General features: G+C 38.3%; 10 protein-coding genes. 5 read left to right on the forward strand and 5 right to left on the reverse strand.

What is annotated here, in order from left to right; genetic code table 11:
* Nucleotides 1-84: 84 nt before the first annotated feature.
* From MP478_RS06280 to MP478_RS06290, 3 genes are read left to right on the forward strand one after another with little or no spacing between them, the layout of a single operon-like run.
* The gene (locus tag MP478_RS06280) at nucleotides 85-1437 is read left to right on the forward strand and encodes a TolC family protein (protein ID WP_230035147.1); all 1353 of its coding nucleotides are present in this window, start codon (nucleotides 85-87) and stop codon (nucleotides 1435-1437) included.
* 6 nt (nucleotides 1438-1443) lie between these two features.
* Nucleotides 1444-2505 carry an efflux RND transporter periplasmic adaptor subunit gene (locus MP478_RS06285; RefSeq protein ID WP_230035150.1) on the forward strand — a complete coding sequence of 354 codons (1062 nt, stop codon included), beginning with the start codon at nucleotides 1444-1446 and terminating at the stop codon, nucleotides 2503-2505.
* A gap of 6 nt (nucleotides 2506-2511) precedes the next feature.
* On the forward strand, nucleotides 2512-5700 hold the full coding sequence (locus tag MP478_RS06290) for an efflux RND transporter permease subunit (protein WP_257189007.1): 3189 nt from the start codon (nucleotides 2512-2514) through the stop codon (nucleotides 5698-5700).
* Between the two features lie 62 nt (nucleotides 5701-5762).
* Here MP478_RS06290 and MP478_RS06295 read toward each other — a convergent pair whose 3' ends face one another.
* The gene (locus MP478_RS06295; RefSeq protein ID WP_257189006.1) at nucleotides 5763-6110 is read right to left on the reverse strand and encodes a helix-turn-helix domain-containing protein; all 348 of its coding nucleotides are present in this window, start codon (nucleotides 6108-6110) and stop codon (nucleotides 5763-5765) included.
* Between the two features lie 130 nt (nucleotides 6111-6240).
* Here MP478_RS06295 and MP478_RS06300 point away from each other — a divergent pair, with 130 nt between their 5' ends.
* Nucleotides 6241-7188: an NADP-dependent oxidoreductase gene (locus MP478_RS06300; protein ID WP_257199944.1), complete on the forward strand. Its 948-nt coding sequence runs from the start codon at nucleotides 6241-6243 to the stop codon at nucleotides 7186-7188.
* A gap of 184 nt (nucleotides 7189-7372) precedes the next feature.
* Here MP478_RS06300 and MP478_RS06305 read toward each other — a convergent pair whose 3' ends face one another.
* On the reverse strand, nucleotides 7373-8137 hold the full coding sequence (locus MP478_RS06305) for a hypothetical protein (RefSeq protein WP_257189004.1): 765 nt from the start codon (nucleotides 8135-8137) through the stop codon (nucleotides 7373-7375).
* 356 nt (nucleotides 8138-8493) lie between these two features.
* On the opposite strand from MP478_RS06305, the gene MP478_RS06310 reads away from it, so the two are divergent.
* Entirely contained in the window at nucleotides 8494-10800 is a 2307-nt protein-coding gene (locus MP478_RS06310) for a lipopolysaccharide assembly protein LapB (RefSeq protein ID WP_257199945.1), read from the forward strand.
* A gap of 64 nt (nucleotides 10801-10864) precedes the next feature.
* Here MP478_RS06310 and MP478_RS06315 read toward each other — a convergent pair whose 3' ends face one another.
* Genes MP478_RS06315 through fabZ form a run of 3 tightly spaced genes read right to left on the reverse strand, consistent with a single transcriptional unit; the run spans nucleotide 10865 to nucleotide 13324 of the window.
* A complete protein-coding gene (locus MP478_RS06315) occupies nucleotides 10865-12079 on the reverse strand; it encodes a cytochrome-c peroxidase (protein WP_257199946.1) in 1215 nt (404 codons plus the stop codon).
* Nucleotides 12080-12110: 31 nt separating this feature from the next.
* A complete protein-coding gene (locus MP478_RS06320) occupies nucleotides 12111-12839 on the reverse strand; it encodes a thioesterase II family protein (protein WP_257199947.1) in 729 nt (242 codons plus the stop codon).
* Nucleotides 12840-12841: 2 nt separating this feature from the next.
* Complete coding sequence (gene fabZ, locus MP478_RS06325) at nucleotides 12842-13324, reverse strand: 3-hydroxyacyl-ACP dehydratase FabZ (protein ID WP_257199948.1); 483 nt, start codon at nucleotides 13322-13324, stop codon at nucleotides 12842-12844.
* Nucleotide 13325 lies beyond the last annotated feature (1 nt).

Below are 13325 nucleotides of genomic sequence, written 5' to 3' on the forward strand. Positions count from 1 at the left end.
GTATTTTAAGAAATGATTCGTCCTTTAGGAATAAAAACATTTGTGAGAAAAATTACATTAAAAAAATAAACGAAGTATAAAATTATGAAAAGAAAACGTATAACTGCTAATAAGCTAAAAATTGGGATAGCTGCAGCATTTATGATTTTCGGCTTTTCATCCGTATCTGCCCAGCAACAGGTTTCTTTACAGGAAGCCATCAAGCAGGCACTGCAAAATAAGGCAGAAGCCAAAAAAGCAGCATTGCAGATCAAAAAGGCTGAATATAAAATTGATGAGGCAAGAGCTGGAGCTTTACCGCAGATCAGTGCCACAGCAGGCTTAACTTACAATCCTGTTATTCAGGAATCTTTGCTTGAATTCGGAGGAGAAAGAATCAGAGCGCAGCTGGGACAGCCATGGAGTTCAACAGCTTCTGTACAGCTTCAGCAAGCCATATTTGACCAAAGAGTTTTTACCGGTCTTAAAGCGGCAAAATCTACAAGAGAATTCTATGTTCTGAATGCTCAGTTAACGAACGAACAGATCATTGAAAATGTAGCCACAGCCTATTATCAGGTTTTTGTTCAGGAAGAGAATCTTAAAACGGTTGAAGCCAGCTACGCCAATACGGAAAGAACAAGGAATGTCATCAAGAGTTTGGTTGATAACGGATTGGCAAAAGCCATCGACTTAGACCGTACCAATGTTCAGCTGACCAATATTGGTTCAAATAAGCAGACCTTAATCAACTCGGTAGAGCTTTCAAAAAATGCTTTGAAATTTTATATGGGAGTTCCTATTTCTACAGATATCGAGCTTGAAGAAAAAACAATCGAACCCAAACCTGAATTGATAGCAAGCAATGTAAACCTTGATGACCGTACAGAAATCAAAGTTTTAAATAAAAACAGAGAACTTCTGCAGTTTAATAAAAAAGCTACGGAAGCTTATTTATATCCAACGGTGAGTTTGGTTGCCAATTACGGCTGGGGAGGACAAGGTAGAAAATTTCCTCTTACAAACGGGATTAACAATGGAGTCCTGTGGAGTGATTATTCAGCAATTGGTTTGAATATTAATGTTCCGATTTTCACCGGAGGAGCTACCAAAGCCAAGATCAATCAGGCAGAAATTGATATTCAGGACCTGGATTTAGATATTCAAAATACCCAACTGAACTTAAGTTTAGATTATAAAAATGCAATTACCAATATGGAAAATGCATTAATCAATATCGAAAGCATGAAAGATAATGTAGGGCTGGCAGAAAGAGTTCAGAAAAATACTCAGGCCAACTATCAGTATGGGCTGGCAACGCTTACAGAGGTTTTAGATGCTGAAAATGCTCTTACCCAGGCAAAACAGAACTATGCCAATGCTTTATTGGATTACAAACAGGCGGAAATAAAATTAATCAAGGCTAAAGGAGAATTAAACACACTACAAAACCCGTAATAAACTATGAAAAAAACCTTAATATATATCATCGTAGCAGCTGTACTGATAGGTCTGGCAGCTTATAAGATTGCAGATAATAAAGAAAAACAGACACAGGAAGTAAAAGAAGTTGCCAAGCAGGTAGATAAAATCAACGTGAATGTGGTAACGGTTTCAAGAGAAAATATCGACACAGATTACTCAGCCAACGGAACTTTCATTCCAAAGCAGGAAATGAATCAGTCTTCTGAAATTGCTGGACGTATCGTAAGCGTTTTGGTAAAAGAAGGGTCAAGAGTTTCTGCAGGACAGACTTTGGCAGTGATCAAAAAAGATGCAATTGAAGTAGATGTTTCTCAGGCTCAGAATAATTTGCAAAATGCAATTATTGACAACCAACGTTACGAAAATGCCTTTAAAACCGGAGGTGTTACCAAGCAACAGGTTGATAATTCAAGATTACAGCTGAAAAATGCACAGGCAGCGGTAAGAGCGCAGGGAGTAAGGGTAAATGATACCAGCATCCGTGCAGGAATCAGCGGAACGATCAATAAAAAGATGGTTGAGCCCGGAACTGTAGTTTCAGTAGGAACTTCCATGTTTGAAATCGTTAATATCAACAGTCTTAAACTTTCTGTACTGGTAGACGAAAGCCAGGTGGGAAGAATTCAGTTAGGTCAGGAAGTTCCAATTACGGTCAACGTTTTACCGGATGATTCTTTCAGCGGAAGAATTACATTCATTGCTCCTAAAAGTGATGCTTCTTTAAATTTCCCGGTTGAAATTGAAGTTCAGAACAGAGGGAACCTAAAAGCAGGGATGTACGCAACCGCTTTGTTCAAAACCAATCACGGTGCTGAAACTCAGAATATGTTGACGGTTCCTGCTCAAGCTTTCGCGAACGGGGTAAGCTCAGGACAGATCTTCATCGTTCAGAACGGAACTGCTAAAATGATTACTGTAAAAACCGGAAAAGTATATGGTGATAAAGTTCAGATCATCAGCGGTCTTAATGGCGGTGAGCAGGTAATTACCAGCGGCCAGATCAACCTTGACAACGGTTCAAAAATCAATATCGTAAAGTAAGAGCAGATGAAGTTAGCAGAAATATCCATTAAAAGGCCGTCCCTTGTCATCGTATTGTTTACGATCCTTACATTGGGAGGTTTATTAAGCTACTCCATGATGGGGTATGAATTGATTCCGAAATTTGAAACCAATATGGTAACCATTTCTACGGTGTATCCGGGAGCTTCGCCTGCAGAGGTGGAAACTTCGGTGACACGTAAGATTGAAGATGCCGTAGGTTCTTTGGAAAACGTAAAAAAAGTAGAATCATCTTCTTACGAAAGTTTATCAGTAATTATGGTTCAGCTGAACACAGGAGCTGATGTAAATTATGCTTTGAATGATGCACAGAGAAAAGTAAATGCTATTCTGGCAGACCTCCCTGATGATGCAGATCCACCTTCTTTACAAAAATTCTCATTGGATGATCTTCCGATCATGACGTTGAGTATTTCCAGTGATAAACTGAACAACAAGGATCTTTATGACCTTTTAGATAAAAAAATAGAGCCTATTTTTTCCCGTGTAAACGGAGTTGCTCAGGTTGATCTTGTAGGTGGACAGGAAAGAGAAATTCAGGTAAGTTTAGATGAAAAGAAATTGCAGGGTTACGGACTTTCCATTGGAGATGTACAGCAGGCGATCCTTTCTTCCAACTTAGATTTCCCTACAGGTGCGCTTAAAACAAGAACTTCAAGGTCTACCATCAGACTTTCAGGAAAGTATAGAAGTGTACAAGAAATGAACAATCTGGTAGTTTCCAATAAAAACGGGGCACAGGTTCGTCTTTCCGATATTGCCACAGTTTTTGATACCCAGAAAGATGTAGAAAAAGTAGCAAGATACAACCAGAATGCGACTATTTTACTTCAGGTAAAAAAACAGTCTGATGCCAATGCAGTTTCGGTTTCTGAAGCAATTCAGAAAACAATTGCTCAGGTTCAGGACAATTATAAAGCTCAGGGAGTTAAAATCAATATTGTAGATGATACCACAGACTTTACACTTGAAGCAGCAGACCACGTAATCTTCGATTTATTCTTAGCGATTATCCTGGTAGCAGTGGTAATGCTATTGTTCCTTCACAACATCAGAAACGCATTTATCGTAATGGTTTCTATTCCGATGTCATTGATTGCAACGGTAATCGGGATGTATCTGATGGGGTATACCTTAAACCTGATGAGTTTATTAGGACTTTCATTGGTTGTTGGTATCCTTGTGGATGATGCGATTGTAGTTTTGGAGAACGTGTACCGTCACATGGAGATGGGGAAAAGCAGAATTCGTGCAGCCTACGACGGTGCTTCAGAGATTGGATTTACGGTAACGGCTATTACCCTGGTAATCGTGGTGGTATTCTTACCGATTGCAATGAGTTCGGGGTTGGTAGCTGATATCCTGGCACAGTTCTGTGTTACAGTGGTTATTGCAACGATGTTCTCTTTATTGGCATCATTTACAATTATTCCTTGGTTATCATCAAGATTCGGAAAGTTAGTACATTTAACAGGAAAAAACCCTTTCGAGAAATTTATCCTTTGGTTTGAAAAACAATTGGAGAAATTCACACACTGGATCACAGGAATTTTGGAATGGGCTTTAAAATCAACATTAAGAAGAGTAATGACTGTGATTGTAACATTCATTATCCTGATTTCTTCATTTATGTTAGTTGCTTTTGGATTTATCGGTGGTGAATTCTTCCCTAAAATGGACAGAGGACAGTTCCTTGTTCAGATGGAATTACCAAAAGATGCTTCTGTTGAAAAAACGAATCAGGTGACATTAGCGGTTGAAAAATATCTTAGAAATGATAAGGATGTAGTAGATATGATTACAACGGTTGGTCAGCAGTCATCAGGTTTTGGTGGAGCGCAGGCAACTTTGTATCAGTCAGAAATACAGGTGATCCTGGTAGATAAATCTGAGCGTAATGAAAGTACAGATATCAAGTCTGCTAAAATAAAAAGAGCGTTAGAAGAAAAATTCACCGGAGTTGAGTTTAAAACCGCACCGATCGGATTAATGGGAGCAGATAATGCGCCAATTGAAATGGTGGTAACAGCACAGGATAACGAAACAGCCAATAAGGAAGCAAACAGAATCCTTGAATTGCTTAAAAAAGTTCCTGGTTCTGTAGATGCAGAATTATCAACCGATTCTGGAAGTCCGGAAGTTCAGGTAAATATCGACAGAGATAAAATGGCTTCTTTAGGCTTAAATCTTTCCAGTGTAGGTCAAACGATGCAAACCGCATTCAGTGGAAATACAGATGGAAAATTCAGAGCCGGAGAGTATGAATATGATATCAACATCCGTTTTGGTGATGCCAACAGACAGTCGATTGATGATGTTAGAAACCTGATGTTTACCAATCCTCAAGGTGAGCAGATCAGACTTAGCCAGTTTGCAGATGTGAAAATGGGTTCAGGGCCAAGCTTATTGGAACGTAGAGATAAAGCGCCTTCTGTAAAGGTAAAATCTAAAGTAGTAGGTCGTCCGGTAGGAGATGTTGCCAACGAATGGGCTGCTCAGTTCATGGATAACGAAAAGACCAAACCTGCAGGAGTAAGCTATATCTGGAGTGGTGATATGGAAAACCAGACCGAAGGTTTCGGTACCCTGGGAATTGCATTGATGGCTGCTATTGTATTGGTGTACCTGGTAATGGTTTCACTATATGATTCATTTGTTTATCCGTTTGTAGTATTGTTCTCCATCCCTCTGGCATTGATCGGGGTAATGGTAATTCTTGCCATCACCGGAAATTCACTGAACATCTTTACGATGCTGGGAATGATCATGTTGATTGGTCTGGTAGCGAAGAACGCGATTATGATCGTCGACTTTGCGAATATGAGAAAAGAAGCAGGTGCCAATACGCATGACGCTTTGATTCAGGCCAACCATGCCCGTCTTCGTCCGATTTTGATGACAACGATTGCGATGATCTTCGGTATGATCCCAATTGCGATTGCAAAAGGGGCAGGAGCAGAGATGAACAACGGACTGGCCTGGGTTATTATTGGTGGTTTGACATCATCATTATTCCTGACGCTGATCATTGTACCGGTAGTGTATTCATTGTTTGATTCAATTCTAAGAAGAATGGGTAAACATGAAAAAGTAGACTACGAAACTGAAATGAAAGCCGACTATGTACATAAAGAACTAAGTGAAGACGGATTTACTCCGAAACACATAGACTAAATAACAAACCTTAATTAACCTAAAAGCGCCTCAGATTTCTGAGGCGCTTTTTTATAATCTTATTATACTGTTTGCTTTACTTTTTGTTTCTCCATTTGTTCATTTCCCCATATCCGCAAATAATCGATGAAAGGAATGAGCTGCTGTCCTACTTCGGTTAAAGAATATTCTACCTTTGGGGGAACTTCATGATATACTTTCCTGCTGATAAGGCTGTCATCTTCCAGCTCACGCAAAGTCTGGGTAAGCATTTTCGGGGTAATATCGGAGATCGTTTTTCGTAATTCCCCGTAACGCATGATCGTCTTTACATGGAGATACCACAATATTCTGCCTTTATATTTTCCGCCAATTCTCTTAAATGCATAGTCTACAGGGCAGGAAGGTTCGTCTTTTAGATATTTTTTCATGATTTTATTAAAATTATTCCTTTGATAATCAGTAATAGTATACTTTTAGTATGTAGAGTACAAAAAAGTGCATACTTGTCTGTAATATAGCATTAATTTACTTTTGTTTTAAACTTAAAGTAAAAATATAATGAAAACAATTATTTTAAATGAAGCCGGAGGTGTCGATAAGCTGCAGTTGACTGATACGGAAAAACCGCAAATAAAAACTAATGAAGTATTGGTGCAGGTAAAAGCAATAAGTATCAATCCTGTTGATGTAAATGCAAGGGCATATGATCATGTTCTCAATTGGATATATAGGGATGAAAGACCGGTGGTCTTAGGCTGGGATATTGCCGGTGAAGTAAGTGAAATAGGGGAGGAAGTAACGGCTTTTAAAGTTGGGGACAGAGTTTTTGGAATGGTCAACTTTTTTGGGAACGGAAAAGCCTATGCAGAATATACAGCTGCTCCTGAAAGCCATCTGGCTCTGATTCCTGAACATCATACATTTGAAGAAGCTGCAGCGGCTACTTTAGCGGCAGTAACAGCTTATCAGGCTTTAGTGGATGTTGCTGAAATCAAAAAAAACGACAGGGTTCTTATTCATGCTGCCTCAGGAGGAGTTGGCCATTTTGCGGTACAGATTGCTAAATATTTTGGAGCTTATGTGATAGGAACTTCCTCTGCAAATAATAGGGACTTTGTGCTGTCGATTGGGGCGGATGAGCATATTGATTATACTCAAAAAGATAGCCTGAATATAGCTGGAGATATTGATATTGTTATCGATACTATTCAGGGAGATACTCTGCTCAGATCAATAGATATAGTGCGGCCCGGAGGTATCATTGTGACATTGCCTTCGCCTGAGATCCCTCAAAACATAAAGGATAAAGCGGAAAAACAGAATGTAAATCTGGAGTTTATGATGGTGGCTTCCAAAAAAGAAACAATCCAGGCCATTGCAGATTTACTTGAAAATAAGTCTTTGATTCCTCATATCCATAGAATCTTTTCTTTTGAGGAAATGGCTAAAGCCCATTTGGAAATGGAAACCAAACGGGTAGTAGGTAAAATAGTGGTAACCTTATAAACGAAAGTATCTTTCCGGATCTTCAGACATTGATCCATCTACAGCGCTTCAGATTTTCTGAGGTGCTTTGGTTTTTATCTTAAAAAAGGAAATGAAAACATATTGAAACAGATTATGTAAGGATAAGATAAACAATATCTTGAAAGCATTAGAAGAGAGATATTCAACCTTTATATTGTACATCTTACAACTCTTCACAATTTTTTTTCAGCTTCATGAAAATTTTATCAAAATCTTTGTAAACCGTTCCTTCATCTTCACGTTTTTGTCTGAAGCTGCTGTTGGCACAGTTGTGAAAACTAAGGCCAATTAAATCAATCAAAGCGTAATCCTCTTTTTGAGGATCATTCATTTTAAGATCAAACCTCGCCATTACAGCTTTTGGATCTGCGTTATTTTTGCTTTTTAGTTCCGTGAAATTTTTCCATGCCTCAAACATTTTTTCCCGGTCGGGAGAAGATATCGCGTCTATAGGTTCTCTACAGGTGTTGTAAAATTTGCTGTTTTTGAGGGTTGCAGGATCAGAGAAAGCCATAATCTCTTCCCTGTTCAGTTCATACTCATTTTCAAAAGTCTGAATAGCATTCTCATACAGATTTTTCCAAACAGGCAAATCGATCACCTTAAGACTGTACAGCTCTTCTTTTTTTTCCTGATACTGTTTTTCCAGGTTTTCTAAATGAGCTTCTTTATTTTTGCGGATCTCTTCAAGGCTGGAAAGTTTAAAAATAGGATTCGTATCAAAATGGACCCCATTGAATTTATATAGTAGTTTATTAACGCCGTCTATTTCTTCTTTCTCATATTTGGCAGCATCAAAATATCCTTTGTTGTCACAATTGAATGTCTGATAGCTGTAAGGGGTAAGATTACTTACTTTTGAGGGCTTTTTTTGTCCCAAAACAATAACAGACAGGGCCGAACAAAGCCCGATCATCATTTTTTTCATGTGCATAGCTGTTGAAGAATCTGAATTTTCTGAATTTCGCCTCAAAATTAAGGCTTTAAATTTGAAAATTAAAGGATTAGGTGCAATTTTATGTAGATATTTTTCTGATTTAATAAGATTTTAATTTTTTATTTATTAATCTGCTATTTAGAATGATGATGCTAAACTTTTCTCTATCAGATGTATTGAGTTTATACAAACAAATTTATATATATTTAATGTTATATTATTGCTGATTTTATGGGTGTTTTACCCTATTTTTAATTTTGTTTTTTATTTTTGCAAACCAAATCAAAATTCTGAAGCCTCTAAAGCAGACAGAATATAACTATCAAATTATAGACAAAATATTAATAATGTACAACAATTTTGAACAGCTGTTTTACCGTGGAGAACTGGAGCAGTGTATTGCAGAGGGCGAAAAATATTTATTATCCAATCCTGACAATGAAGAGGTATTATTTTTAATGGCAGTGGCTCATCATGACAGTGTGTATGACGAAGGACATGAAGAAGTATACAGTGCTATACATGATAAGGTAATTCCTTATCTCCGCAAAATCCTAAAGCTAAATCCCAACAACCTTAAAGCACTTTATAATATCCTGGATTATCCTTTAAGCAACGAATATACATTGATGCAGATAGGCAGGATGAAAAAACATATTACTGAAGCCAATAAGGCCGAATTCATAGGATATGCGGAACGTTTACTGGATCATGCAGGATACGAAGCCTACGGCTATGACTTTTTAGTGAAAATATATGAATCCCTGGGTGAAAATGAAGCTCTTTTAAACAGTCTTGAAGCTGGAATATATTACTTTCAAAGAGCATTTGCAAACAACCGTGAGCTGAGGGATAAGAATACCTCATTGTTTTGGATCAAAAAAATCTATCTGCTGGACCGCGAAAAAATGATCTCAGGAGAGGAATTAATAAGCCTTATTGAGCAGGGACACCTCACTTTTGTAAGCAGAGATGATTATGATTTTATCAACCTTGCGGATATAGCTTATGAAAATAATGCTCCGGATCTTTCATTGAAGATGATGCTGAAAGCTATTAAAGGGACTAACAGTGCTTTACATATACAGGAAAAGCTCGTAGAATGGCATCATCGTTTTGCAGAATTGATTCAAAAGGGGTACAGCCCGTCTGATATTTTCTATTATCAGCTGATCATTGAAAGAAACTATGCTGACCTGCTGAATATTTCTGGATATTTTTATTATGAGCATGCTCTTGAAGTGATTACTACACATCCGGAACTTTTCTCAGGCTACCATTTTGCCGGAACCTATCTCTATGAAAATAAACGCTATGCTGAAGCCATACCCTTCCTGCAAAAGGCCGTGGCATTATCATCAAATGTAACGGCATGGAGACGGAAAGCAGAATCGGAATATCATCTTTATAAAGTGATACCGGCTGAAATTCCTGCATTTTCCGATTTCCCCACAGACATTTACAACGAAGGGGTTTGTATCAATGAGTTTATAGAAGAAACAGAGGATGAAAGTGATAAGCTGCAATGGATAGATGTGAGCCGTATGGTATATGAGCAAGCTGATAAAGCTTTCCGAAGATATTATAAAGAAGGAAAATTTGAAAGCGATTATTACAATGACCTGCATACCAGAGCGATGTGCTGTAATAACTTAGCCATCAAATATGTATTGCAGGGAGATCATGATGCTTCTGCTGCCAAAGCTTCTGAAGGGCTTACATATTCAGAATTCAGGGAACTTCATCTTGTAAGAATAGATGCTTTATTAGAAGGTGAAAATGATGAAGAGACTGCGGAAGCACTGAACAATTATTTCAGTCTTTATGATGATGAAGACGAAGACTATTTCTATAAAAATTTATACTATAAAGCACGCCAAATTGAGGTTCATTGCCTGCTGGGATGCGATAATGTTTACAAAAATGCTGAGGAAATGCTTACTTATTTTTATCAGCACACTATGGAACATCCTGAAATTAATGACTACGACTACAGGGATCTGGAGGCAGGAAAAAACGTTTTGGAGGAAATAATGTATCAGCGTCTGGATACCGAAGATCATATAACCAGACAATCTTATTATGAAAAACTTGCCGAACGCTTTCCCCGGGAACCTCATCCACAATATATTCTGATGCAGATCTATAATGAGCACGAAGATTACAGAAAGGTTACCATTACTGCCCATAAATATTTGGAAAGCAAAAAAGATTTTCTGCTGGATGATTTCGACAGGGCTAAAACACTCTATATGATGGTAAAGAGCAACTATTTTCATGGAGCATATCAGGAAGCAGCGTCTGTCTTTAGTGACCATGATGCTTTCAATGCAGAAATCATGGATCCTGAAGATTATGTGCTCTGGCTTAGCTACGGAGTTAGAGTTTATAGTAAACTAAATCATAAAGACCATACTTTATCACTTGCTGAAAGGTTTTCTATTATCTATCATGATGAAGAATGGGGATATGACAAGCTAATGGAGGGTGTAGAGCTGGCAAAGGCCGCAGTTTTGTACCAATCCGGCAATCTTAAGGAAGCACACATTCTATTGGATTATGTGTGTTCATTTCCAGATTATAATTCTATTGCTGATGAATACAGGGCATCATGGAAAAAACCGGGACTGTTTTCTAAATTCGGCTTTAACTGATTAAAGTAATATGGATATATCATGCAGAAAGCCGGCAAAAGCCGGCTTTCTGCATGATATTCAATTAATTAATAAATGGGTTTGACCATTTTTTATCCTTGTAAACATTTTTTCCGGTAAGGGTTTTCATAAAGGCAATAACCGCCTTTTTCTCTGCTGGTGTAGCATTTAAACCTCTTAACCGAAGGTTGTTATCCAGTTTATTGTTTCTTGGATCTTGTGGAATATTATTATAATGATCTATTACCTGCTCCAATGTAGAAAACACGGCAGAATGCATCATAGGAGCATGAGGCTGCCCATTGGAATTGACAAGATCCCGCATTGAAGGAGAATTGGTAACCGTAAGATCTATATCAGTGCTCCCTATTTTATCAATGACGCCATTATTACCACTTAAGGCACTCATTCCAAATTCCGGAGCCAGGTGACAGCTCGCACAGCCTAAACCACCTCCTGCGCGGGTTCCACGTACTGCAACAGGAAATTCCATGAACAGCTTTTTGCCAAGGTTTTCTTCTGCGGTGAAGTTAGGGAAATCAAGAAAATCTGATGCAATCATAGTTCTTCCTTCATCATACTTTGAATCAAAAGAGATGATACTGCTGACAAATTGGGCCAGTGCTTTCTGCATTTTTTCCTCAGTGATTTCCGGACTGCCATATGCTCTTGTAAACAGTTCTTTATAATAATCCAACCCCTGAAGTTTTGTGATCAGATTATTAAACGACGGGGCTCCGTTCGTACCACTATAACCCATTTCCAAATGATCTTTGATAGGAATGGTAGTCTGGGTATCCAGAGAGGTTGCTCTTTTATCCCAGAATAATCTGGCTTCTTCTGCAAATCTCACATTGATCAACCTCATGGAATGCCTGCCCGTTGTTCCGTTTACTCCCTGGCTGGCTATTTTATTATCTCCAAATGCCAATTCCTGTTTATGACAGCTGGAACACGAGACGGTATTGTTGCTGGACAGCTTCTTATCATAAAATAAAACCCTTCCCAAGGTAGCCCCTTCATTTGTAATACGATTAATGAACGGAATATTGTTCCTGAATATATACATTGGAATATTTTGATTGGCATAATTGGGTAAACTGTTGAAGTCTATATTATCACCAAAATAAGCAGACAGCGATGAGGCATTTCTGGACATTGATAAAGCTGATACTTGAGCATTAGGTTCAGAAATAGGTTCCATTGTCATACTATCGTTGGAACAAGAATACGTTAGGCTGAGCAAGGCGATTGCCGGTAAGAATAATAATTTTTTCATTTTTTGTTTTTTTTTAAGTTAATAGATGGTTTTAATTCAATAGTTGTGTTATTATCCGAGTAAGTAATCCTGCGGTTTTTTCCGGATGCTGCATCGGGAAAAAATGATTCCCCTTTATTGGAAAGAATTCAGTGTTGCCTGAGGTATGAAGTTGCCAGTTTTCATAATAAGACAGGGTAGGATATAGCTCATCATCTTCACCCATGATGACGGCTATAGTATTGGATACAGACATATCTGCCCAATTATCATTCTGGTACTTTTCCAATATTTCTACATCTTTTTCCATAATCTCCATTCTTTTTTTATAAATCTTTTGAAAAAGGGGAGCTTCTTTATTTTGCTCATACTTGATAGGTAAAAGGTCAGATAATAATTTATTCTTAGCCTTTTCTGACAAGGTGTGAGGAGGTGACTGGTGGGTAGGCGCTTTCATTCCTGAAACCAATACCCCAACCATATTGAACTGATGTTTACTTAATTTGGACGAAACCAATAGGGCTAAAATAGCACCCATACTGTGGCCCCAGATGATAATTGGTCTTTGCAGAGGTCCCAGACTATCTTTTACATGGGCATAAAGATCATCCACGGCCTCATCCAGAGAGGAGAGTAGCGGTTCTTTATGTCGGAGACCTCTTCCCGGAAGTTCCAGGCACTTAATCTCCAGTCCTTCAATATTGATCAGGCTGGTTATATTTGAAAAAGACATGGATGACCCACCTGCATAAGGAATACAGAATAAAATAGGAGTATTCATACTTAAGAAGAGATTTTACTTTTATCAACAGACATCACCGTGATTTTACCTTTTGCACAGACAGAGCCTTCTACGGATGCTTTAACGTTCACAGAACTGGCTGATCCCTTTTTCCAATCTATGCTGACCTCCAGTTCCAATAAATTTCCTGGAAGTACGGATTGTAAAAAGCTGATCTGAACACTTCCCAATACTCCCATTGAAGCCGGTTCAGAAGCCGGAATTATACTGCCGGCTTGCCAATCCAGACTATCCAGGACCATCATTAATGAAGATGCCTGAGCAAGAGCTTCGGTAATGAGGACCCCTGGCATGATGGGAAAATCAGGAAAATGCCCTGCAAAATAAGGTTCTCCCATAGAAACAGCTTTAACGGCTTTTAGCCTTTCCCCTTTTACATATTCGGTGACTTTATCTATGAGTAAAAAAGGGTATCGGTATTTTACTATTTGGGTGATTTGATAGGATTCTAAAATGGCTTTCATA

Source organism: Chryseobacterium sp. WG14 (genome assembly GCF_024586945.1).
Taxonomy (GTDB): domain Bacteria; phylum Bacteroidota; class Bacteroidia; order Flavobacteriales; family Weeksellaceae; genus Chryseobacterium.